We start from the raw sequence: 24,294 nt of genomic DNA on the forward strand, positions 1-24,294 counted from the left end.
TGACGGGAAAATAAAATATATTTTAACCTAAACCTCGGTCAGCGAACATTTTAAAATATTAAGTTGGGTTGATGAAGAGGAGGCCAACCCTACGGAAGTAACCACTGAGGGTCATCTTTTCCTATTCAGAACTTTATATTCTTCGTAACAACTGCTAATAGCATCCAGGATTTGAAGGTCATTGGCCGTAGTTATAAAGGATCTGGAATAATTGCAATTATTAAGAATGTCCTCAATATCTACTTTTTCCAATTGAAGTAACTCCATTAAGGTCTCCCTGTCAAATTTTGAGGCTAAGAGATCTCTAATTCTATCGTCCTCCTTCATCTGTCTCAGCTTGCGCATTTGATTGGGTTTTTTGCCGAACAAATTTCGAAGCAAATCCGCGGGATTTAGTATGGCTCCCAGAACTTTGGTGACTGCACTTGGATTTTTATTGCCGCCTTCATAACCAACAGATAGTCCAGAAATGCTATATTGAAATGCATTGTTGAGGGGTAAGTTCTTTACATCAATTTCCAAATAGCCAGTTAGGGAGTAGGGTCTAACAATGACCTCTTCCAAAGCGTAGGCCAATTCAGTTAAGGATATTTTTGTTCCCTTAAATTTGAACATATCATTGGTAACTCTAACTTTTTGGGATTTAAAACCTAAAAAGGAAAAGTAAAGTGTGTCGTTAACTTTCGCAGGAATATCGAACTCTCCCTTTTCATTGGAAATTGTTCCTACTACCTGATTCAGGTTTACCACATGCACACTTTCCATAGGCTGGTCGGTTTGGGCATTGAGAATTACTGCTTTTAATTGCTTTACCTCGTCTTCATTTTTGTCCACTTGTGAATATCCAAAAGAGATAAATAAGATGGATATTGCCAATAAATAATTTTTCATTAAATAATTTCGATGATTATAATTGGTAAACTAACTAAAAAAATACGCCGAAGCGTATTTTTTTAATATAGAATTAACTAATAGGAATCACTTTTTCGTTTAGTCCTTCTTTTTCCAGAACTACTGGAAGAGCCTCCTTTAGAGTCACTTCTATCCCGTCTTCTTCCTTTGTTTCTGTCATTGTCTCTGGAATAACTTCCACCGCCACTACGGCTTCTGTCGCGCCTTCCTCGGCCACCTCCGCCGCCTCCGCCGCCCGGATTTTTGGATACTTCTACGTTGACAAACCTTCCGTCAACCTTAAATTCGGTAAAAGTCTTTAAAATTGCTTCTGTAGCGGATGCGTCTGTATTAAAGAAAGAAAAGCTTTCCTTTACATCTACTTTAAAGACATCGTCCTTACCTAGATTAACCGTATCCCGTAAGAAATCCTTCAAAGTCATCCAATCATAACCATCTTTTTCACCAACATTGATGAAATATCTAACATTGCCATCTGCTGGGGTTCGGCTATCATCGTCTCTTGATCTTCCTCTATCACCGCGTTCTCCTGATTCTGAAGAGCTTAGGTCTTTGGTTTTGTTGTAATAATTAAAGAATCGGGTAAATTCTACCGAGATTATTTTTTTGATAAGTTCTTCGCGATCTATACCTTGAAGTACATCATTAATGGCAGGTAAGTAGTTGTCTACCTCCTCGTTAATTTTTGTATCCTTAATTTTATTAGCCAAATGGTAAAGCTGTATTTCACAGATTTCCATTCCGGTAGGAATTTTCTTGGAAATAAAAGCTTGTTGAATTTTATTTTCGATGGCCTTAATTTTCCTTAGTTCACTTTTAGTAACGATCACCATGGAAATTCCGGATTTCCCAGCTCTTCCTGTACGTCCACTTCGGTGGGTATAGGTTTCTATTTCATCAGGTAATTGATAATTGATTACATGCGTTATATCATCAACATCAATACCACGGGCTGCTACATCGGTTGCAACCAACATCTGTATTTGTTTCTTGCGGAAAGAATTCATAACCAAATCTCTTTGGTTCTGACTTAAATCCCCGTGAAGTGCACCGGCGTTGTATCCGTCTTCTATCAATTTTTCAGCCACCTTTTGGGTGTCTCTTTTTGTTCTACAGAAAATAACAGAGAATATGTCAGGATTGGTATCTGCCAGTCTTTTCAGGGCAGGGTAACGATCTCGGCCACCAACCACATAGTATTCGTGTTGTACCGTACTTGCGCCTGAATTTTTTGTTCCTACTGTAATTTCTTGAGGACTGTGCATAAATTTCTTGGCAATCACTGAAACCTCTCTGGGCATGGTAGCAGAAAACAACCAAGTTGACTTTTCTTTTGGAGTGTTGGAAAGAATATCCTTAATATCCTCCATAAAGCCCATATTCAGCATTTCATCGGCCTCATCAAGGATACAGTAATCAATTTTGGAGATATCCACCAAGCCACGACCAATCATGTCTTTCATTCTACCTGGAGTAGCCACAACTATTTGGGCACCCCTTTTTATTTGTCTGGCCTGATCGGTAATACTGGCGCCACCATAGATTGCAACAACATTAACTCCTTTTTCATACTTGGAATATAGTGTAAGTTCATTGGTGATTTGCAAGCAAAGTTCCCTGGTAGGAGATAGGATCAACCCTTGGGTGGTCCTGCTTTCGCTATCAATTTTTTGAATAAGTGGAAATCCAAAGGCTGCGGTTTTACCTGTACCTGTTTGGGCCAAAGCCACTAAATCGGTTTCGCTTTCCAATAAGATAGGAATAGCTTTTTCTTGTACTTCTGAAGGCGATTCAAATCCTAAATCAGAAATAGCATTTAATAGGGACTGTTTAAGCCCTAATGCTTCAAATTTTGTCATAATATGTTTTTAAATAATCGCAAATATGTATGTTGCATAGAGCGATTATTTTTATAACCTATTTAGACTCAGGGCAACACATGCTATACCAGCGGCGTTAATTGAAGCGGCAAAGGTACTGTTAATTTTTCAATTAAAATATTTTATTTTACAACAGTGTTTTTTTAAGGTTTTACGGGGCCAGGGTAAATCCGTATACGGAAATTAGAATTCCGATGGCACCAAAAATCAACATTAGGGCTATGAAGTTTTTTTGTAATTTTTTGTTGTCACGTATTATGATACATACGGCGCCCAGTACAATACAAATTTGAAAAAATAATTTTCCAAGGTCAAATTTCTTGGTGGCCGAATCGTATTCTTGGGTCAGTTTTTCCCATTCATTTATCCCTATGATCTTCCCCATTTCCCCGTCGAGGTCTTGAGACCAATGTTCTCTTGGAACATTGGATGAGCCTACCAGTATCTCTGTTTTTTCTGCTTCGTATTTTAATACCATGCTTTTGGTCTGGGCTATTTTGGCTTTAAAGTTCTTAATTTTATCCTCGGGTATTATTCCTGTTTCCGTCAAGGCGTTCAAATAATCCAGTTCACTTTCCTTTAAACTTTGTTTTATACTTTTGGACTGGTACCAATTGGAGTAGTTTACGAATTGGCTGTGGGCAACCATCATCTCCTCTTCCAGATTATTGTTAACAAGTTCCGCTATGGCTAGTAAGGCCGCAAATAGAGCAATCAGAATACCTCCAATGGTCTCCGTGCGTTCCAATATTCTAGGAGTTGTTGTTGGTGTTTCCTCGGATTTATTTGATGGCATGATTGTAGTTTTTGAAAAATGCAAGTAATTGTTGTATCGCTTTTGCCCGGTGACTTATTTCGTTTTTAACCGATAATGGTAATTCTGCAAAAGTTTGGTCATATCCGTTGGGTTTAAAAATGGGGTCGTACCCAAAACCCCTTTCACCTTTTTTGGTAGTGGTTATTTCACCATCCACAATTCCTTTGAAAAGTAATGTTTCATTGTTTAGATTTAAGGCAATTACGGTTTTAAAATGAGCCGATCGGTTGGATTGGTTTAGCAGTTGGCTTAATAATTTATCCATATTGTCAACGGCGTTTTTTTGTTCACCGGCATATCTTGCGGAATATACCCCTGGTGCTCCCTCCAGGGCATCCACTAAAAGTCCGGTGTCATCTGCAAAACATGGGTAGCCATAATTTTCGGTGACAAAATTGGCCTTGATGATTGCATTGCCTTCCAAAGTGGTTGCGGTTTCCGGAATTTCATCCAAACAACCGATGTCCTCTAAGGACAGTAACTCTATTTCCTTCGGAAATAAAACTTGCACCTCTTTTAGTTTGTTTCTATTATGTGTAGCAAATACCAATTGCATTCAATGTAATTTTTATTGTTGTTTAAATTCCGGGCTGATTATCTTTTGGGCAAATTAATTTAGAATGTCTAAAAGTAGTAATTTTATTGCCTTATCATTTTATATTTTATGAAGTTAAAAATACCGCCCATTGTAGTCACTTTCCTGTTCGGGTTGTTTATGTATCTATTGGCCAAGTATTTGCCGGTGGGTTATTTTGAGTTTTTTGGTAGATATTACTTAATGTTTTTTCTTTGTTTTCTGGCTCTGTTGATTGGGATTGTTTCATTGTTTCAATTTTTTAGGGCTAAAACCAGTAGAGATCCCCTTGCCCCGGCTAAGACTTCCAGATTGGTTACCAGTGGCTTGTATCAGTATTCCAGAAATCCGATGTATTTGGCATTATTGCTTCTTCTTTTGGCCTGGGGTTTGTATTTGGGCAATGCCTTTAATACTCTTTTAGCGGCCGGGTTTGTATTTTATATGAATACTTTTCAGATTATACCAGAGGAGGAAGTGCTTGCGAATAAATTTGGTAAGGAGTTTCATAAGTATTGTGTAATGGTTCGCCGTTGGTTTTAATAAGTTATTTAACTTATAATTAATTATATTAGCATTTTAGCTTATATTTTAATATATTAGCGTTTTAACTTATATATGGTAGCTATAATTACAGGGGATATTATTAATTCTGATCGCTATGCGGCCTCGGAATGGATGGGTATTCTAAAACCATATCTAGAACTCCAAGGGGAAACACCCATGGATTGGGAGATTTATAGGGGCGATGAATTTCAAATAAGAACAACTCCGGAAAGGGCATTGAAAATGGCGATTCGGATTAAGGCTCTCATTAAATCCCTTAATAAGTTGGATGTAAGAATGGGCATTGGACTGGGTTCTGAAACCTTCGTAGGTGCTAGTGTGAGCCAATCCAACGGGCAGGCCTATCAACGTTCCGGACGAATTTTTGAAACCCTAAAAGAACAAAAGCTTAATTTGGCTATAGTAACAGGTGATGATGATAGGGATGAAACCCTAAACCTAATGTTGAAGCTTGCTTTGAATTTTATGGACGATTGGTCTACTGTTTCTGCACAGATGGTAAGTTTATCGCTGGAAAAACCAAACGTTTCCCAACAAGAAGTTGCGGATCAATTAAATATAAAGCAATCGGCTGTAAGTCAGCGTTTAAAACGTGCTAGGATGGATTTGGTTTTGGATTTAATGGCGTATTATGAAAGAAATCTAAAACATATTAAAGAATGATATTGTTCACCAAACTCTTGTTGGCCCACCTTCTGGGAGATTTTCTTTTTCAACCAACAAAATGGGTAGTGCATAAAGAGGCCAATAGGATAACCTCTAAATACTTGTACCTCCACATATTAATTCATTTTGCAGTTACCATGCTGCTCTTGTGGGACTTAAAATTATGGTGGTGGGCTGTAATAATAGCACTGTCACATTATTTTATCGATCTATCAAAAATATATGCCAATCCTTATTTTAAGAATAAATCCATTCCATTTTTTATAGACCAGGCATTACATCTTGTTGTACTTTATTGCTGTGCGTTTAATTCTGATTTATTAGGGAATACTATAGGCCTTTTAAAAGAAATAAATTGGCCGTTGGTTACAGCAGTAGTATTTGTAAGTTATCCAGCCTCTATTGTCATGGCCAAATTGCTGGAAGGTATGTCAGACAGAATAGAGCTTGATCATAAATCCCTCCCCAATGCAGGAAAGTACATTGGGATAATTGAGCGTTTGTTCGTATTGGTCTTCATTATTTTAGGAAGATGGGAGGCCATTGGTTTATTGATCACCGCCAAATCGGTTTTTAGGTTTAATGATCTCAAGGAAAGTAATTCCAGAAAACTTACGGAATATATTTTGATTGGTACCTTATTGAGTTTTGGACTTGGAATTCTAGCGGGTTTAATTTATCTAAGTACCTAACGGAAGGTAAAATTTATCAATTTGTTAATTTTAGAGGTGTATAAAAATCAATTTCTTATATATTGAGGCAAAAATCCAAGGGTCGATTACTTTTCTGCCCAAGAATAGGAAGTTGGATAAAATTTATTCATACTTTTGCCCCTTAAAATTCAGATTCAATGGTTGCGGTAGGCAGAAAATATGTGTTTGATTTTGATAGCACCCTAACTAGGGTAGAGGCGCTGGACGTTTTAGCGGAAATTACGCTAAAAGGAAGGTCGGATAAGGATGAAATTATTCGGGAAATTCAGAAAATAACTAATTTGGGCATCGATGGGGATATTTCCTTTACCCAATCTTTAGAAAAAAGAATTAAGTTATTAAACGCCCATAAAGACGATTTGGACAATTTGGTCCAACTTCTTCGTCAGAAGATATCCAAATCAATAGAGTCCAATAAGGAATTTTTTCATAATTATTCAGATGATATTTATGTCATTTCCTGTGGATTTAAAGAGTTTATAGATCCCATAGTGGCTGAATACAATATTCCTGCCGATCGAGTTTATGCAAATACATTTAAATTTGACGAGAACGGAAAAATAATTGGATTTGACGAGGATAATGTTTTAGCCTTGCACAACGGTAAAATTGCCTGTTTAAAAAACTTGAATCTACAAGGGGAAGTGCAGGTAATTGGAGACGGTTATAGTGACTATGTAATGCGCGAAGCGGGTATTGCGGATAAATTTTTCGCATACACCGAGAATGTGCATCGAGAAAAGGCTGCGAGAAACGCAGACTATATTACACCTAATTTAGATGAATTTTTATTTGTGAACAAGTTGCCAAGAAAGATATCCTACCCAAAGAATAGAATTAAGATTTTATTGTTGGAAAATGTCCATCAAAATGCCTTCGATACCCTTTCTGAGGAAGGGTTTTCCGTAGAGTTGTTAAAACATAGTTTAACGGAAGAAGAGCTGATCGAAAAAATAAAAGGAGTGCACGTCTTAGGAATACGTTCCAAGACCCAGGTTACCAAAAATGTGTTGGAAGCAGCGGACAAGTTAATGGTGGTTGGCGCCTTCTGTATTGGTACTACCCAAATAGACCTGGACGCTTGCAAGAGGAAGGGAGTCGTTGTATTTAACGCACCTTATAGCAATACAAGGTCCGTTGTTGAACTGGCTATTGGTGAGATTATTATGTTGATGAGGAGTATATTTCCACGTAGTACGGAAATACATGATGGTCAATGGAATAAAACCGCTGCCAATTCAAAAGAGGTAAGGGGTAAAAATCTTGGAATTGTGGGGTACGGTAATATTGGGAAGCAATTGTCTGTACTGGCCGAAGCCTTGGGTATGCGTGTTTACTACTATGACGTAGGGGATCAATTGGCTTTAGGTAACGCCACTAAGTGCAGTACTTTGGAAGATTTGTTAAATGTTTCGGATGTAGTTACCTTACATATTGATGATAATAAGGCTAATAAGAATTTTATAGGGGAAAGGGAAATTAATCAAATGAAAGATGGTGCATTATTTGTAAATCTTTCAAGAGGATTTGTGGTTGATATTGAAGCCTTGGCAAATGCACTGAAAAGTGGAAAACTTGCCGGTGCTGCAATAGACGTTTTTCCAGAAGAACCAAGAAGTAACGGCGAGTTTTTAACTGAACTTAAAGGCTTGGAAAATGTTATCTTAACCCCGCACATTGGTGGAAGTACAGAGGAAGCACAACGCGATATTGCCGATTTTGTTCCTAACAAAATAATGGATTATATAAATTCGGGGAATACTGTTGATGCGGTCAACTTTCCAAATATTAGACTGCCCAAACAGAACAATGCCCATCGTTTTCTACATATCCATAAAAATGTTCCTGGGGTTATGGCGAAGATCAACGAGGTTTTGGCCCGTTTCGATATGAATATTTCTGGTCAGTATCTTTCCACGGATAATGAAGTCGGATATGTAATTTCGGATTTGGACAAAGAATATAACAAGGATGTGTTAAAAGCCCTTAAAAAAATAGACAATACTATTAAATTCAGGGTTTTGTATTAGAACGAAACTGTTGATCATAACTTTAAAACTGCCTGAAATTTACTTTTAGGCAGTTTTTTTATGCCTTTTAATTAAAAGATCTTCAGGAAACTAGACTTGGGGATGGTTAATTAAAAATGTTGTTTAATTAATTTAGGTTTCTTCTTTTTCAATGGCTTTTTCCTATTGATGGTGGTAGGGTTCGTTTCTTAATATAGTGAAGGCTCTGTACAATTGTTCAACCATAAATAATCGAACCATTTGATGTGAAAATGTCATTTTTGACAAACTGATCTTACCACGGGATTTTTGATATACGGCTTCACTAAAACCATAAGGCCCGCCAACAACAAATACGAGTTGCTTTATACCGGAATTCATGTTTTTTTGGAGGTATTCCGAGAATTCCACAGAGGTTTTTTGTTTGCCGTTTTCATCCAGTAGTACCAGCAGATCTGTTGGGTTAAGTTTATTTAAAATGGCATCCCCCTCTTTCTCCTTTTGTTGCTTTTCCGATAGATTTTTGGTGTTCTTGATATCGGGGATTATTTCCAATTCAAACTTTATATAGTGCTTTAATCTATTTTGATATTCCTCAATTAATTGATTTAATTGAACACTATCTGTTTTTCCCAGTACTAGTAGTTTTATGGTCATAGGGCAAATGTAATATGCAATTCTTTAATTCCAAAAAGAAGCTTCGGGCCATAAAATGGCAAATCCTTGAAAATTACAGTTTTAATGGGGAATAGTATGCAAAGTATCGTCCTGGAGGTCTATATTATTTATAGCATTTCGTCTTTCATTGAGAAAACAAAGGAGGAATTGGGCAAACATTTTAGTAAATTAGCAAGGAAAAATAATTGCATGATTACAGAAGAACAATTTAGAACTGAGCTTGATCTTATTATAAATAATGCCATACGGGAAGATGTGGGTGACGGGGACCATAGCTCGCTTGCGTGTATTCCCGCTTCTGCAACGGGCAAAGCCAAACTATTGGTCAAAGCCAAGGGCATTATAGCGGGGGTAAATTTCGCCAAACAGGTCTTTCAATATGTAGATAGGAACTTAGAGGTGGAAGTGCTTATTAATGATGGGGCATCGGTAAAATTTGGGGATATTGTTTTTTATGTATCCGGAAGCTCACAGAGTATTTTAAAAGCAGAAAGATTGGTTTTAAATGCTATGCAAAGAATGAGCGCCATTGCCACCAAAACCAACTATTTTGTAAAGCTCCTAGAGGGTACCGACACCAAAATATTGGATACCCGTAAGACTACACCGGGGATTAGGGCCCTTGAAAAATGGGCCGTTAAAATTGGTGGTGGTGAAAATCATAGATTTGCGTTGTATGATATGGTTATGTTAAAGGATAATCATATCGATTTTGCCGGGGGTATAACGAAGGCCATTGAAAAAACACAGAATTATCTAAAGGACAAGAATCTGGATTTAAAGATAATTGTGGAAGCTAGAAATCTAGATGAGGTAGAGATTATTTTGAAGTCCAACGGAATTTATAGAATCCTGTTGGATAACTTTAGCTTTGAGGATACGCGGAAAGCGGTAAAAATGATCGGTGATCAATGTCTAACAGAATCTTCTGGTGGAATAAATGAGGAGACTATAAAGATGTATGCGGAATGTGGGGTGGATTTTATCTCCTCGGGGGCCCTAACACATTCTATATACAATATGGACCTTAGTCTTAAAGCGGTATAGATGTCCTTGGAAATTGAAAGTAAACTAGAGAAGATACCCATAGTAAATTGGATAGTGGGTTTAATGAAAAAAGTTAAGTTACCCGCTTTTGAGGGACTTTCCTTTTACGACCTAATGGAGATGTATTTAATGGGGATTGTGAAGGGGGCCCTATCTACACGAGCAAGTTCTATTGCCTTTAGTCTGTTTTTGGCCTTGTTCCCATTTTTGATTTTTTTAGTGACTTTAATTCCGTTTATAATTCCCTATATTTCCATTGAAAATTCCAATTTCGATACGGAATTCTTAATTTTTCTGGAATCATTTTTACCTACTGCCACGGGTGAATATTTTAGTGAAATATACTTGCAGATAAGTGAACAGGAAAGAGGGGATGTTCTCTCATCGGCCATCGCTTTTATTACTTCAATTTTTTTAATGGCCAACGGGGTGAACGCCATTTTTGGTGGATTTGAAAATTCTTATCATGTGAGTCTAAACCGCAATATTTTTAAACAGTATGGTTATGCCTTGATGGTAGGGTTAATGCTGTCTATCCTACTCTTGTTTGGAGCTGTAATATTTGTTTATTTCGAGGCATATGTGCTAATTGGGCTACACGATATAACCCATAGGGGAATAGAATTGGAGGTAGACGAAAGTGAATTTCTTTTGGTGCAATGGGGTAAGTTTTTATTTTTAGGAATGCTGGCCTATTTTACAACGGCAATTTTATACTATTTTGGAACCAAAGAGGGAAAGCAGGCCAGATTTTTTTCGGCAGGGGCTTTGATGACCACTTTACTTTTTATATTGACCTCTTATTTATTCGGCGTATATGTTGAGAAATTTGCCAGATATAACGAATTGTATGGTGCTTTGGGCGGATTGTTGATATTATTGGTCTTTATTTGGTTAAATTCCAATATCTTGCTACTGGGGTTCGAATTAAATGCCTCATTAAACTCGTTAAGAAAAAAATATGAAAAACATGATGAAGATGAATAGGTGGGCAATGTGTAGTGTTTTTGCGCTTTTTTCAATGTGCTGTTCGGCACAGAGTATTTTTGGAAAATGGAAGACGATAGATGATAGGACGGGTAATCCCAAAGCTATTATTAGTATTTATGAGGAAGACGGACTTATGTATGGCCATGTGGTGGAGATTCTGGAGGAAGGCAGGCAAGATGCCCTATGCGAGAAATGCGATGGTGATAAAAAAGATCAACCAATAGTGGGTATGAAAATTATTGAGGATGTGGAACACATTGGAAATGGGGAATGGAAAGGCAAAACACTATTTGATCCGGAGCAGGCAATGACCTTTAGGTGCAAGTTGTGGCTTAACCCTGATAATCCGGATGAATTAAAGGTTAGAGGGTATCTGGCATTCATTTACCGTACACAGACCTGGATAAGGGTGGAAGGCTAGAAGTTGAGGGAATATGCAGGATTTTATCAATGTTATTTTACCTATTCCTATAGAAAAACTCTTTACCTATAAGGTTACCGAGGAAGAGGTGAAAGTTTTAAAACCTGGAATGCGGGTTGCCGTTCCTTTTGGAAAGTCGAAAATATATACTGCATTGGTGTTCGAAATTCATAACACCGCTCCCACCGTCTACGAGGCCAAAGGGATAGATCAAGTCTTGGACGAATACCCTTTGGTAACTATTATCCAACTTAAATTTTGGCAATGGTTGGCCCAATATTATATGTGCTCCATAGGGGAAGTTTTTCGCTCTGCAGTACCAAGTGCATTGCTGTTGGAAAGTGAAACTTTGATACTTAAGAACGACGGTGCAATTATTGAGGAAAACGATTTGTTGGATGATGAATTTATGGTTTTTGAGGCACTGCAGCACCAATCAATACTTCGAGTCCAGGAAATAAGCGATATTCTGGACAAAAAGAATATCATCCCTGTATTAAATAGATTGCTCAAAAAGAATATCATCCTTCTCAAGGAAGAAATGTTTGAGCAATATAAACCAAAATTGGTCCGATATGTTCAATTGGGAATAAACCATAGGTCGGAAGAAAATTTGGAAGTCCTGTTAAATAGCCTGACCAGGGCACCTAAACAAAGTCAAGTTGTACTCTCTTTGTTCCAATTACAGGCCATGACCAAAAAGCCTGTAAAAGTGAGCGATTTGGAAAAGGCGAGCAATAGTTCCGGTGCGATAATTAAAACCTTGATAGATAAAGGTATATTAGAAGAGCATTTTGTACAAACGGATAGGGTGGTGTACGAGGGGGAAGACGATGGCATAACTTTGAAATCCTTAAATGAATATCAGCTTTCTGCATTTGGGGATATAAAGACATCCTTTAAAGATAAAAAGGTAGTTCTTTTACATGGGGTAACCTCTTCGGGGAAAACAGAAGTCTATGTTAAGTTAATTGAGGAGTATTTAAGAAATGGTAAGCAAGCGCTCTATTTACTTCCTGAAATTGCACTTACTACCCAATTGATATCTAGATTGCAGGCCTACTTTGGCGAAAAAGTGGCCGTTTATCATTCTAAATACAATGTGCAGGAGAGGGTGGAGGTCTGGAACAATGTACTGGAAAACAAACCAAAAGCACAGATTGTAATAGGGGCCAGATCGGCACTGTTTTTACCCTTTAAAGAGTTGGGATTGGTCATAGTGGACGAAGAACATGAAAGTTCTTTTAAGCAATATGACCCGGCGCCAAGATATCATGCTCGGGACGGCGCCATTGTTTTAGGAAATCTGCATGGAAGTGATATACTGTTGGGTTCTGCCACTCCTAGCGTTGAAAGTTTTTATAATGTAAAGACCACCAAATATGGCTACGCCCGGATAGATAGAAGATATGGCGATGTGCTTATGCCGGACATGGAATTGGTTGATATAAAGGAGCAGTCTCGAAAAAAAAGGATGAAAGGACATTTTTCTGAGCGACTTCTGGAGGAAATTTCAGAAACCTTGGAAAACGGAGAGCAGGTTATTCTATTTCAAAACCGAAGGGGTTTTGCGCCCATAATGGAGTGTACTACATGTGGTCATGCCCCTCAATGTCCAAATTGCGATGTAAGCTTAACGTATCATCAACATAGAAAGCAATTACGTTGTCACTACTGTAGCTATCACATTGCCTTGCAGACAAGCTGCCAAGCCTGTGGGAATGCTACTTTGGATACCAAAGGATTCGGAACGGAACAAGTAGAACAGGAATTGAACAACTTGTTCCCTAAGGCTAATGTGGGAAGAATGGATTTGGATACCACTCGGGGGAAACATGGTTATGAAAAGATCATCACCTCTTTTGAACAGCAGGAAATTGACATTCTTGTAGGAACCCAAATGCTGACCAAGGGGTTGGATTTTAGGAATGTAAATCTCGTAGGTATAATGAATGCAGATTCATTATTGAACTTTCCCGATTTCAGAGCCCATGAAAGAAGTTTTCAATTACTTACCCAAGTGGCCGGTAGGGCAGGGAGAACCAAGAAAAGAGGTAAGGTTATTATTCAGAGCTATAATCCAAATCACAGGATATTACAGCAAGTGACGACTAGTGACTATGACGGAATGTTTATGGAACAGATTTATGAACGTGAACAGTATAAATATCCTCCCATAAACAGAATTATTAAAATTACATTTAAGCATAAGGATTATAACAAACTCAATGATGCCTCGGAATGGTTTGCCAAGTCGTTAAAAAATATTTTTGGAGAAAACGTATTGGGCCCCGAATATCCGCCTGTGGCACGAATAAGGAATCAGTATATCAAAAACGTAATTATCAAGATAGGGGGGAATTTCTCTTTGGTCAAAACAAAAAATAGCATTAAAAGAATTGAAAAATCCTTTAATGCTATCTCTTATTACAGAGGTGTTCGGGTAATCTACAACGTAGATCACATTTAATTACCTAAAAATTATTTAGGGCCTCTGCCAATTCAGTCTTCTTATTTCTACTTAAAGGTATTTGTTTTCCGCTAACTTCTACATTTTTGCTATTAAACTTCTCCACTTTCTCCAGGTTAACAATATAGGATTTGTGAATTCTTAAAAACTTATCTTCCGGCAACTGTTTTTCAAAAGATTTCATTGTTGATAAAATTACGATATTGGCCTCATCCGTAACTAATTTAATATAGTCGCCCAAGGCTTCGATCCATTTTATCTCGTTCAATATTACCTTTCTTTTCTTCAGGTTGCTCTTAACAAAGATATGTTCTTCATCTTCCGTTACCTTATTGATTTGTTCATATTTAGCAACTGCTCTCTTAACTGAGGCGTCAAAACGTGATAAGGTAATAGGTTTGTGAAGGTAATCTGTTACATCGTAATCAAATGCCTTTAGGGCATAATCCGGTTTACCAGTAATCAAAATTACCTGAGGGCTGTTATCTAGGGACTCTAATAGGTCGAATCCTGTGATAATTGGCATCTCTACATCTAAGAAAATTAAATCTATTTCATTGTTTTTGATGCCGTTCTTGGCTTCAATGGCATTACTGTACTCAGCTACCAAAGCCAGATTCGGATGGTTGTTCACCAGTTTGGCAACTGCCATCCGCTGCATGGACGAGTCGTCCACGATAATGCTTCTTAATTTCATAAATGGTTGATTTGTGGGGTTAAATCATCGACAAAGTACTTAAAAATCACGCTGATGTACAACAAAAGTTGTAAACATTGCAGTAATTGTTGTGTAAATGGCAATGACCATAGTTTTAATTGTTTTTGGTTAAGTTCAATATTATGTTTGTTCTAGGTATAACGAAGATTTTTCCATTTTCTTGTGATATGAACAAAAAATAATTACTTTTGCACACTTAAAAAATTTTAAACATATGAACAATTACGAAACTGTTTTCATTTTAAATCCCGTTCTATCTGATGTTCAGATCGAGGAAACAGTTAAGAAATTCGAGGATTTCTTAATTAACAAAGGTGCCAAGATGGTAGCCAAAGAAAACTGGGGGCTTAAGAAATTGGCCTATCCTATCCAACACAAGAAAAGTGGTTTTTACCATTTGTTCGAGTTTACAGCTGAAGGCGACGTTGTTGCCCCTTATGAATTGGAATTCAGAAGGGACGAGCGAATTATGCGTTGTCTAACTGTAAAATTAGACAAGCATGCCGTATCATGGGCAGAGAGAAGAAGAACAAAGTTAAAAGCTAAAGCGTAAGGATTATGGCATCAATAGAACAACAAGCGAAAGGTAAAAAAGACGGAGAGATCAGATATCTTACTCCTCTTAACATAGAGACGAATACCCAGAAGAAATATTGTCGTTTCAAAAAATCAGGTATTAAGTATGTAGATTATAAAGATCCTGATTTTTTAATAAAGTTGGTAAACGAGCAAGGTAAATTGCTTCCAAGAAGACTAACAGGTACTTCCTTGAAATATCAGCGTAAAGTGGCTGTTGCTGTAAAAAGAGCACGTCATTTAGCTTTAATGCCATATGTTGGCGATTTATTAAAATAAAAAGAAACGGACGATGGAACTTATATTAAAGGAAGACGTACAAAACTTAGGTTTTAAAGATGATTTGGTGAAAGTAAAGAATGGTTTTGGTAGAAATTACCTTATACCTAGAGGATTGGCCTCATTAGCTACGCCATCTGCCAAGAAAGTATTGGCTGAAAATTTAAAACAAAGAGCTCATAAAGAGAAGAAAATTGTTGATGCAGCCAATAAGACTGCAGAAGCTATTAAGCAATTGGAAATCAAGATTGCTGCAAAAGCAGGTGCTGGAGATAAATTATTTGGATCTATTACCAATATAGATTTGGCCGATGCTTTGGAAAAAGCTGGACATTCTTTGGATAGAAAATATATTTCAATCCAAGGTGGTGCTGTTAAAAGGACTGGTCCTTACAATGCTCAAATTAGATTGCACAGAGATGTGGTAGTCGATTTCCCATTTGAAGTAGTTGCAGAGGCAAAAAGTTAGTAGCTTTTACATAATTATTTAAAAGGCCACAGAAATGTGGCTTTTTTTTGTGCTATTTTTATAGGTAATTAGTTGATTATTAACTCAAAACAGAAAATATTATGAAAAAACTTCTTTTAGTCATATCATTTGTTTGCTGTGGTTTAATGCTCTCCGCACAGGTAACAACCTCCAATATTAGGGGGATTGTTCTTGATGATGAAGATGTTCCGTTGTTGGGGGCCAACATTGTGGCAATCCATACCCCAACCGGCACCAAGTATGGGGCTATTACCAATGAGGATGGAAGGTTTAACCTCCTTAACCTAAGGGTAGGAGGCCCCTATGAAGTTACCATATCCTTTATTGGTTTTAAAACGCAAACAGATAACGACATTTTTCTGACCTTGGGAAAAACCCAGAATATAGAGGTTAATTTAATGTCTGACGACCAAGCTTTGGATGAAGTAATAGTGGTGTCCGATCGCGGGACCGGTACTTTTGGGAGCGATAGGACGGGAGCTGAGACAAGCGTCGGCCGCAGAGAATTGACTAGGCTTCCTACAATTTCCAGATCTGCTTCGGATTTTACCCGTTTAGAGCCAACTGCTAGTGGAAATTCGTTTGGGGGGCGTAATGATCAGTACAATAATTTTTCCTTGGATGGAGCTATATTTAATAACCCTTTTGGCTTGGATGCGCCAACACCAGGGGGACAAACTGATGCTCAACCTATATCCTTGGATGCCATAGATCAGATTCAGGTTTCCACCGCTCCTTATGACGTAACTCAATCCGGGTTTACAGGGGCATCAGTGAATGCGGTTACCAAAAGTGGTACCAATGAATTTCATGGCACTGCTTATGGTTTCTACAGAAATCAGGATTTAACCGGTAGTAAGGTGAAAGGTGAAGATGTCGTAAAACCGAGTTTAAAACAAAATCAATATGGATTTAGCCTTGGAGGTCCCATTGTCAAAAATAAACTTTTCTTTTTCGTTAACTTCGAAAAGGAGGAAAGGGATGATCTGGGTACCAATGGCTGGATTCCCAATACAGGCTCTGGTGCAATAAACGAATCAAGGGTTTTGGAAAGCGATCTAATGGCCGTTCAATCTGCATTATCGGTGTTGGGGTACGACACGGGTAGTTATGAGGGTTTTACTTTTGGTGCCAAATCTATCAAAGGTATCTTTAAGTTGGATTGGAACATAAACGATAGTAATAGATTGGCGTTTATTTATAATTTTTTAAACGCATCCAAAGAAAAACCGGCGCATCCAACAGCTATTGCCGCAAGGGGCCCCAATTTTTCAACTTTACAGTTTGAGAATTCGGGCTATGAGATAAATAACAAACTACAATCCTTTCAATTGGAACTTAATTCCAACTTATCAGAAGAGGCCACCAATAAGTTGCAACTTGGGTATTCATATTTCGATGATTTTAGAGACCCTTTTTCTACACCTGCACCAATTATAGCCATTCAGGATGGTAACGGGTCTAATTACATAATTGCTGGACATGAACCCTTTTCAATAAATAATAGATTAGATCAGAAAGTACTCCAATTAACCAACAACCTCAGTTTTTTTAAAGGAAACCATACTTATGCGGTTGGATTTTCTTTTGAAAAATTTATGTTCAAAAACTCTTTTAACATTACCAATTATGAGTCCTTTAATTTTGGAATATTTCCTTATTATGGACTGTTCAGTCCATATCCCAATGTTCAGGAGTTTTTGGATAATGCGCAGCCTGGTGGAGTGGTGGACCAATACTTAAGTGCTACACAAAATGCATTTAACGCCAGCAATGCCGCGGGGACTGGTAATGATGGAGGATGGAAATTATCGGAACTCAATGTAGGCCAATTGGCATTTTATGTTCAGGACGAGTGGAACGCCAGGGATAATTTAAAATTGACCTATGGTATTCGTTTCGATAAGCCACTTTATTTTAATACCGGGGATCTGATTCAGAAATTTATTGATACGGATAACGGAGCTACTAGAGATAATTCCATTTCCTATTATAACCCGAACAAGAATGAGGAGGTTTTGTTAAGTTCAACCCAAATGCCTACCAATGATTGGTTGATCTCCCCAAGGCTTGGGTTTAATTATGAGGTAAATGGAGAAAGTGCCACCCAGTTAAGGGGAGGAACCGGGATATTTACCGGGAGGTTGCCATTTGTTTGGATAGGAAATCAGGTAAGTGGTGCCGATGATGGCTATTTTCAATTAGTTGACCCTGATTTCAAATTCCCCCAAGTGTGGAGAACCAATTTGGGATTGGATAAAAGATTCGAAAATGGAATTATCGGAACTGTGGACGTTTCCTATACTAAGGACTTAAATGCGGCCCATGTGCAGAACTGGGGAATGCGAAATCCTACGGGAACTTTGAATTCTCCTGGCGACAATAGACCTGTTTATACTGCAGGCGATAAAGGAAACAATGCATACGTGTTTACTAATTCAGACAAAGGAAGAGTATGGAATATTGCTTTGAAAGGGCAAAAAAACTTTTCCAACGGATTGTATACCAGTGTAGCATATAGTTATTTGAATGCAAAAGATGTGAATTCCATAGAGGCCGAGATTACCGGTGATGCCTTCGATTTTAATCCAAATATGGGCAATGCCAATAACGATGTTCTTGCCTATTCCAAGTACGGGGATACACATCGGTTCATTGGGGTGTTGTCCAAGCAGTTCAAATATGGCGGGGAAACTTGGGCCACCACCATATCTACCTTTTTTGAGTATGCCCAAGGGGGAAGGTATAATTATACATATGCAGGGAATATTAATGGAGATAGTTCTCCTCAAAATAACGATCTATTGTATATTCCAACCTCTTCAGAATTAGGGCAGATGCAGTTTTCAGGGGCTGGACAGGCAGAAGCATTTGAGGCCTATATTCGTCAAGATGATTATTTAAAGGACCACAGAGGTGAATATATGGAGCGTTATGGGGCAACGGCACCTTGGAGAGGTCGTTGGGATATGAAATTATTGCAGGATTATAATTTTAAGGTGGCAGGTGATAAGACAAACACCATTCAGTTTAGTATAGATGTATTGAATATTGGAAACTTGATTAGCTCGGATTGGGGTTTAATTCAACAGGCCAATAATATTAGCCCAATTGGGGTGAATGTTGATTCCAATACCAATATTCCAACTTATACTTTTAATCCTAGCCTATCCAAAACCTATGGTTATGATACCGGATTATTGTCCAGATGGCAAGCACAATTTGGCTTACGCTATATATTCTAAAATAATTTTAATTTAATATTTAAAAGGCTGTGGAAATCCCACAGCCTTTTTATTTTTGCAGTTCTTTAGAGCTTTGTTCACTTCATTGCTTAATCAGTGAATGTTTAGAGGGCCATACAATTATTTAAAATGAAATACACAAGACTAACAAGGCAGCAGTTGGAGGAGTTACACCAGGAATTCATTAATTTTTTGGCTACCCAATCCATTACAGGAGACGAATGGGAAACGCTAAAGAAGGAAAAACCGGAAGTAGCGGAGGAGGAACTTGATATTTTTAGCGATTTAATTTGGGAAGGTGTTTTGTCCAAGGTAAAGTATTTGGAAAATATCTCTGCCCAACACATGCATTTATTCCATACCGAAGAAAAGGAAATGAAGCTTATCTCGGTAAAGGTTATGAATCCTGAAATAGATTTGAGTACCAAAGAAGGCTTTTCTTGGTTCAGAAAAAATTATCAATCAGATTTTGTGGAATACCTAACGGCTTCCAAGGCCTATACTGCAGATAAGAACTTGGATAAGTTTAATTTAATAAAACAGGGAGCTGCAATCACCAAAGGAGAACTTTACCAATGGTTCGATGATTTAATAGGTTAATTAAGTTATTCCTGCACGGGCAAAATTCCACAATCCACTATATTTACAACAGATTTAAAAATAATGGCACAAAAACCATCCATACCTAAAGGAACCAGGGATTTTTCCCCATCCGAAGTCAATAAGAGAAATTATATTTTTGATGTGGTAAAAAAGCATTTTCAAACCTACGGTTTTCAACCCATTGAAACGCCGTCCTTTGAAAACTCTGAAACCTTAATGGGAAAATATGGGGATGAAGGTGACCGCCTTATTTTTAAGATCCTTAATTCAGGGGATTTTTTGAATAAAGTGAATGATGATGTGTATGCAAGTAAGGATTCCAGTGTGTTGACTACAAAAATTTCGGAGAAAGCCCTTCGATACGACCTTACCGTGCCCTTTGCCCGCTACGTGGTAATGCATCAGAACGAACTGGATTTTCCATTTAAAAGATATCAGATTCAGCCAGTATGGCGTGCCGATAGACCTCAAAAAGGTCGTTTTCGAGAATTTTTCCAGTGCGATGCCGATGTAGTAGGCTCAGATTCCCTATTGCAGGAGGTGGAATTGGTGCAGTTGTACGATGCCGTATTTACGGACTTAAAGCTGGAAGGTGTAACCATTAAACTGAACAATAGGAAAATATTGGCGGGAATTGCTGAAGTAATCGGAGAACGCGATAAACTGATCGACTTCACCGTGGCCTTGGATAAGTTGGATAAGATAGGGATAGAGGGCGTGTCCAAAGAAATGAGGGAAAAGGGTATTTCTGATGCTGCCATTGAAAAAGCGGCCCCTTTATTTGAACTAAGTGGAAGTAACCTGGAGCAGCTATCTGTTTTAAGTGATTTGTTAAAGGATTCCGAGGAGGGGGCCAAAGGGGTGGGAGAGCTTAGCTTCATTATCACCACTATGGAAGAACTTGGACTGCAATCTGCAAATCTAAAAATAGATGTTACTTTGGCCAGGGGTCTTAATTACTACACAGGGGCTATATTTGAGGTTGCAGCTCCTGAAGGGGTAAGCATGGGGTCTATAGGTGGAGGTGGTCGTTATGATGACCTTACCGGAATCTTCGGTCTAAAAGATGTTAGTGGGGTGGGTATATCCTTCGGCCTGGACCGCATTTACTTGGTCATGGAAGAACTGGAGCTTTTTCCAGAAGCCATTGATCAATCCTTACAGGTACTCTGTGTTAATTTTGGGGAAAAGGAAGCGTTGACCTCCTTGAAACTTGTTAATCGACTTAGGAAGGCGGGTGTAAAATGTGACTTGTACCCCTCCAGTGCCAAGATGCAGAAACAAATGAAATATGCCAATAATAGGAATGTTCCTTTTGTTGTTTTGATCGGGGAACAGGAATTGAGCAGCAATTCCTTCGTGGTTAAGGATATGGTCAAAGGGGGTCAGGAAACCTATAGCTTGGATAGGGTAGAGGAGTTTTTGACCAATTTATAGTCTTTTTTGTATGGCATTTAGCACGGTTTCATAGTATTCCATTTCGTAAGGCACGTATTTCTGGGAATTCATATTGCGTTCCAATTCCATTTGGAACGTGGTCAAAGAAATTAGGGTAAGATCGTCAACTTCGCTTTCTTGCATTTTAAGTGCTGAAAAGGGTATTTTCAGTTCACATAAAAAAGTATGGTGGAATTCGCAGTCCAATAAATCCTTATGATGTTGGTAGCTGTATTTGAATACTCCCAGTTTGTACAGTTCGTTTTCCGTAATGTCAAGACCGATTTCCTCCTTTACTTCCCGGATGGCAGAATCCACTACATCCTCACCGGCACCAATATGTCCTGCTACCGAAACATCCCATAGTCCTGGATGGGTGTCTTTATTTTTGGCCCGTTGCTGAATCAAGACTTCCCCATTTTTAGTATATAACCAAACATGGATACTAGGGTGAAAAATTCCCCTCTTATGGGCTTCGGATTTCATGATGGAATTACCCGTGTAATTTCCATCGGCATCCAATATGTCTATCAATTCGTCCATAATTAAGCTATATTTTAAATGAGTGGCAAAAGAACTAAAATAAAAAATCCCCCCTAAAAGGGAGGATTTTGAAATAGACTATTCAAAATAACTGAAAGTTTCCCCTTCTTTTATGTTCAATAAAGATTCGTAGATCAATCGAATTACATTTTCTACATCATCCTTATGAACCGTTTCTACTGTGGTGTGCATATATCGCAGGGGTAGGGATATTAAAACCGAAGCCACCCCGCCATTGCTATAGGCAAAGGCATCCGTATCCGTACCGGTATATCTTGAGGCAGCCATGCGCTGAAAAGGAATCTTGTTGGCTTCCGCAGTTTCAATAATTCGCTCCCGAAGTTTGTTTTGTACCGCAGGGGCGTAAGAAATAACAGGGCCAGCACCAATTAGGGTATGTCCTTGTTTCTTTTTCTCGATCATTGGCGTAGTGGTATCATGGCAAACGTCCGTGACTATCGCAATGTTCGGTTTTATGGTTTGGGTAATCATTTCGGCACCTTTTAGTCCAATTTCTTCTTGCACGGCATTGGTAATATATAGCCCAAACGGTAATTTCTTTTTGTTTTCGTGTAATAATCTGGCAACCTCGGCAATCATAAAACCACCAACACGGTTGTCTATGGCTCTACAAACAAATTTGTTCTTGTTCAGGACCTGAAAGGTGTCCGGATAGGTAATAACACATCCAACATGCACCCCCAATTTTTCCACTTCCGCCTTGTCTTTGGCGCCTACATCAATAAAAATATTGTCCAATTTAGGAGGTTCTTCTTTAGAGCTGTCCCTGGTATGTATGGCCGGCCATCCGAATATTCCTTTTACGATTCCTTTTTTGGTGTGTATGTTGACCCATTTGGAAGGCGCAATTTGATGATCGCTACCGCCATTGCGGATAACATATATTAAACCTTCATCGGTAATGTAGTTTACGTACCACGATATTTCATCGGAATGGCCCTCAATGACCACCTTGTATTTGGCATCTGGATTTATGACTCCCACTGCGGTACCATAGGTGTCGGTAATAAAAGTATCCACGTATGGTTTCAGATACTCCATCCATAATTTTTGCCCTTCCCATTCGTAACCTGTAGGAGAGGCATTGTTTAAATATTTTTCTAAAAAATCCATGGATTTTTTGGTAAGAATCTTTTTTGCGCTCATATACGTATATGTATTTTGAATGCAAACTTAACAATATTCACTTTTATTTAATAGCAAGCTCCTTTCTTTATCATTAATTTTGGCAAGGCTTTTGTATTTTAAGGTTCAATGAGAAAAAGATTATTGGTAATACTTTATGGGGTAATGGGATTTGTTGGTCTGGCACAGGTTCCGGAAGAAACATTGGATTCCTTGGCTAAGCAATATATTATAATGGAAGGCGACTCCGTTCTCCAAAGCTCTATAGCTTTAAATGAGGTCTATGTATTTGGTAGGCTTAAATTCTCTTCCTATAACGATAAGTTGCGCTATTATATATTAAGGAGAAAAACCATGAAGGTGTATCCTTATGCCAAATTGGCTGCCGAGAGGTTGGTAGAGCTAAATGATAGTTTGGAACATATAAAGAGGAATTCGCACAAAAGAAGGTTTACGCGCAAGGTTCAGAAATTTATTGAGGACGAATTTTCCGAGGAATTAAAAAAATTGACACGTACCGAAGGACAAATTTTGGTAAAGTTGATCTATAGGCAGACAGGGATTACGGCTTTTGATCTGGTGAAAGAGTTGCGAAGTGGTTGGCGTGCCTTTTGGTACAATACCACCGCCAAAATGTTCAGCATTAGTATTAAGGAAGAATTTCATCCTGATCAGGTGCATGAGGATTACCTTATAGAGGATATTCTGCAACGGGCCTTTGCGGATTTCAGTCTGGAACGGCAGCCTTCCGTGTTGGAATACGATTACGCTACACTCACCAATATTTGGAAAGACCAGAACAGGTCTAAGGAGTAGGGGTCAAGAGGCCTCTATGTTTCATGAGCAATTTTAATGTATTGTTTTGTGCGCCCCCTCCCTTTATCGGGCCGGGTGCCGGGCCGTATCCCTTGCGTTGCTCCGGGGATGCCGCTTCGCCCCCTGTCTACCGGCAGGCCGGCCTGGCGCGTTTCGGCACAATTTTAACGTGCCATTGTTTTGCGGTTATGGGAAAAAGCGTTAAATTGTTTTCCCTTTTTGCGTGTCCTGCGTTGTTGCAATATGCTTGTTGACAGCGGGTTGTGCGCGCCCTTGAAAAAAAGGCGAAAAAAGTTTCAAAAAACCCTTGTGGATTTAAAAAAGGGTGGTAGATTTGCACCCCGCTAACGAAGCAATGTCGGAATTGGCGGAAAGGGTGTTTGGAGCGCCACGTTCATTAAAGTTACTGTTTCGGATCTACTGGCAAAAAGAAAAATAAAATTTTTTCGAAAAAGCTTGTCGGATTAAAAAAAGGCTGTACATTTGCAGCCGCTTTGGGAAACAGGGCGAACGAATAAAGAGGAATAAGTTCATTGATATATTGTAAAGACAGCGCACCACATTTCCGGAAACGGGGATGTGGTGCAGAAAAAGAAATCGAAAGAACGGGCCGGGAAGATATCTCATATGGTTGATCGAAGTTATATAAGAATCAACGATGAAGAGTTTGATCCTGGCTCAGGATGAACGCTAGCGG

Annotated in this window: 23 protein-coding genes; 15 read left to right on the forward strand and 8 right to left on the reverse strand. The window is 38.5% G+C overall.

Annotated features, from left to right (window positions below; all coding sequences use genetic code 11):
- Positions 1-111: 111 nt before the first annotated feature.
- The 4 genes from MWU78_RS15245 to MWU78_RS15260 all read right to left on the reverse strand — a co-directional run bounded on the left by MWU78_RS15245 (position 112) and on the right by MWU78_RS15260 (position 4,165).
- Entirely contained in the window at positions 112-891 is a 780-nt protein-coding gene (locus MWU78_RS15245; RefSeq protein ID WP_246999275.1) for a carboxypeptidase-like regulatory domain-containing protein, read from the reverse strand.
- Between the two features lie 77 nt (positions 892-968).
- Positions 969-2,771 (reverse strand): DEAD/DEAH box helicase, encoded by a 1,803-nt coding sequence (locus MWU78_RS15250; protein WP_246999277.1) that lies wholly within the window; start codon positions 2,769-2,771, stop codon positions 969-971.
- A gap of 172 nt (positions 2,772-2,943) precedes the next feature.
- Positions 2,944-3,588 carry a DUF4337 domain-containing protein gene (locus MWU78_RS15255; RefSeq protein ID WP_246999279.1) on the reverse strand — a complete coding sequence of 215 codons (645 nt, stop codon included), beginning with the start codon at positions 3,586-3,588 and terminating at the stop codon, positions 2,944-2,946.
- Entirely contained in the window at positions 3,575-4,165 is a 591-nt protein-coding gene (locus MWU78_RS15260) for a non-canonical purine NTP diphosphatase (protein WP_246999281.1), read from the reverse strand. The genes MWU78_RS15255 and MWU78_RS15260 overlap by 14 nt, the downstream gene beginning before the upstream one ends.
- Before the next feature lie 108 nt (positions 4,166-4,273).
- Here MWU78_RS15260 and MWU78_RS15265 point away from each other — a divergent pair, with 108 nt between their 5' ends.
- The 4 genes from MWU78_RS15265 (at position 4,274) to serA (ending at position 8,159) form a co-directional block, all read left to right on the forward strand.
- Complete coding sequence (locus MWU78_RS15265) at positions 4,274-4,726, forward strand: isoprenylcysteine carboxylmethyltransferase family protein (RefSeq protein WP_246999283.1); 453 nt, start codon at positions 4,274-4,276, stop codon at positions 4,724-4,726.
- A 75-nt stretch (positions 4,727-4,801) separates the two neighbouring features.
- Positions 4,802-5,413, forward strand: coding sequence for a SatD family protein (locus tag MWU78_RS15270; protein WP_246999285.1), 612 nt, complete (start codon positions 4,802-4,804; stop codon positions 5,411-5,413).
- Positions 5,410-6,108: a DUF3307 domain-containing protein gene (locus MWU78_RS15275; RefSeq protein ID WP_246999287.1), complete on the forward strand. Its 699-nt coding sequence runs from the start codon at positions 5,410-5,412 to the stop codon at positions 6,106-6,108. The genes MWU78_RS15270 and MWU78_RS15275 overlap by 4 nt, the downstream gene beginning before the upstream one ends.
- Before the next feature lie 158 nt (positions 6,109-6,266).
- Positions 6,267-8,159 carry a phosphoglycerate dehydrogenase gene (gene serA / locus MWU78_RS15280; RefSeq protein ID WP_246999289.1) on the forward strand — a complete coding sequence of 631 codons (1,893 nt, stop codon included), beginning with the start codon at positions 6,267-6,269 and terminating at the stop codon, positions 8,157-8,159.
- 162 nt (positions 8,160-8,321) lie between these two features.
- Here serA and rlmH read toward each other — a convergent pair whose 3' ends face one another.
- On the reverse strand, positions 8,322-8,795 hold the full coding sequence (rlmH, locus tag MWU78_RS15285) for a 23S rRNA (pseudouridine(1915)-N(3))-methyltransferase RlmH (protein ID WP_246999291.1): 474 nt from the start codon (positions 8,793-8,795) through the stop codon (positions 8,322-8,324).
- 210 nt (positions 8,796-9,005) lie between these two features.
- Between rlmH and nadC the strand changes: the two genes are divergently transcribed.
- The 4 genes from nadC to priA are packed head-to-tail and all read left to right on the forward strand — an operon-like array spanning position 9,006 to position 13,744.
- On the forward strand, positions 9,006-9,863 hold the full coding sequence (gene nadC / locus MWU78_RS15290; protein WP_246999313.1) for a carboxylating nicotinate-nucleotide diphosphorylase: 858 nt from the start codon (positions 9,006-9,008) through the stop codon (positions 9,861-9,863).
- Positions 9,864-10,850: a YihY/virulence factor BrkB family protein gene (locus MWU78_RS15295; protein ID WP_246999293.1), complete on the forward strand. Its 987-nt coding sequence runs from the start codon at positions 9,864-9,866 to the stop codon at positions 10,848-10,850.
- Positions 10,834-11,274, forward strand: coding sequence for a DUF2147 domain-containing protein (locus tag MWU78_RS15300; protein WP_348647096.1), 441 nt, complete (start codon positions 10,834-10,836; stop codon positions 11,272-11,274). Before MWU78_RS15295 ends, MWU78_RS15300 begins: the two co-directional genes overlap by 17 nt.
- A 13-nt stretch (positions 11,275-11,287) precedes the next feature.
- Entirely contained in the window at positions 11,288-13,744 is a 2,457-nt protein-coding gene (priA, locus tag MWU78_RS15305) for a primosomal protein N' (RefSeq protein ID WP_246999297.1), read from the forward strand.
- Positions 13,745-13,748: 4 nt separating this feature from the next.
- Here priA and MWU78_RS15310 read toward each other — a convergent pair whose 3' ends face one another.
- Entirely contained in the window at positions 13,749-14,441 is a 693-nt protein-coding gene (locus tag MWU78_RS15310; protein WP_031444569.1) for a LytTR family DNA-binding domain-containing protein, read from the reverse strand.
- Positions 14,442-14,676: 235 nt separating this feature from the next.
- Here MWU78_RS15310 and rpsF point away from each other — a divergent pair, with 235 nt between their 5' ends.
- The 6 genes from rpsF to hisS all read left to right on the forward strand — a co-directional run bounded on the left by rpsF (position 14,677) and on the right by hisS (position 21,092).
- Positions 14,677-15,015, forward strand: a complete 339-nt coding sequence (gene rpsF / locus MWU78_RS15315; RefSeq protein WP_103442173.1) for a 30S ribosomal protein S6 — start codon at positions 14,677-14,679, stop codon at positions 15,013-15,015.
- A gap of 2 nt (positions 15,016-15,017) precedes the next feature.
- Positions 15,018-15,317, forward strand: coding sequence for a 30S ribosomal protein S18 (rpsR, locus tag MWU78_RS15320; protein WP_176225701.1), 300 nt, complete (start codon positions 15,018-15,020; stop codon positions 15,315-15,317).
- Between the two features lie 13 nt (positions 15,318-15,330).
- Complete coding sequence (rplI, locus tag MWU78_RS15325) at positions 15,331-15,786, forward strand: 50S ribosomal protein L9 (protein ID WP_103442175.1); 456 nt, start codon at positions 15,331-15,333, stop codon at positions 15,784-15,786.
- A 101-nt stretch (positions 15,787-15,887) separates the two neighbouring features.
- Positions 15,888-19,052 (forward strand): carboxypeptidase regulatory-like domain-containing protein, encoded by a 3,165-nt coding sequence (locus MWU78_RS15330; protein ID WP_246999298.1) that lies wholly within the window; start codon positions 15,888-15,890, stop codon positions 19,050-19,052.
- Between the two features lie 129 nt (positions 19,053-19,181).
- Positions 19,182-19,652, forward strand: a complete 471-nt coding sequence (locus tag MWU78_RS15335; protein WP_246999299.1) for a DUF6495 family protein — start codon at positions 19,182-19,184, stop codon at positions 19,650-19,652.
- A 63-nt stretch (positions 19,653-19,715) separates the two neighbouring features.
- Positions 19,716-21,092, forward strand: a complete 1,377-nt coding sequence (gene hisS, locus MWU78_RS15340) for a histidine--tRNA ligase (protein ID WP_246999300.1) — start codon at positions 19,716-19,718, stop codon at positions 21,090-21,092.
- Here the strand turns inward: hisS and MWU78_RS15345 are convergent.
- Together MWU78_RS15345 and MWU78_RS15350 are read right to left on the reverse strand one after the other, a co-directional pair.
- On the reverse strand, positions 21,087-21,635 hold the full coding sequence (locus MWU78_RS15345; RefSeq protein WP_246999301.1) for an NUDIX domain-containing protein: 549 nt from the start codon (positions 21,633-21,635) through the stop codon (positions 21,087-21,089). The genes hisS and MWU78_RS15345 overlap by 6 nt on opposite strands.
- A 78-nt stretch (positions 21,636-21,713) precedes the next feature.
- Entirely contained in the window at positions 21,714-22,802 is a 1,089-nt protein-coding gene (locus tag MWU78_RS15350; RefSeq protein WP_246999303.1) for a M42 family metallopeptidase, read from the reverse strand.
- Between the two features lie 108 nt (positions 22,803-22,910).
- Between MWU78_RS15350 and MWU78_RS15355 the strand changes: the two genes are divergently transcribed.
- Entirely contained in the window at positions 22,911-23,597 is a 687-nt protein-coding gene (locus tag MWU78_RS15355) for a DUF4294 domain-containing protein (protein ID WP_246999305.1), read from the forward strand.
- Positions 23,598-24,294: the final 697 nt, after the last annotated feature.

The organism is Arenibacter sp. F26102, assembly GCF_023015865.1.
In the GTDB taxonomy this organism is placed as follows: domain Bacteria; phylum Bacteroidota; class Bacteroidia; order Flavobacteriales; family Flavobacteriaceae; genus Arenibacter.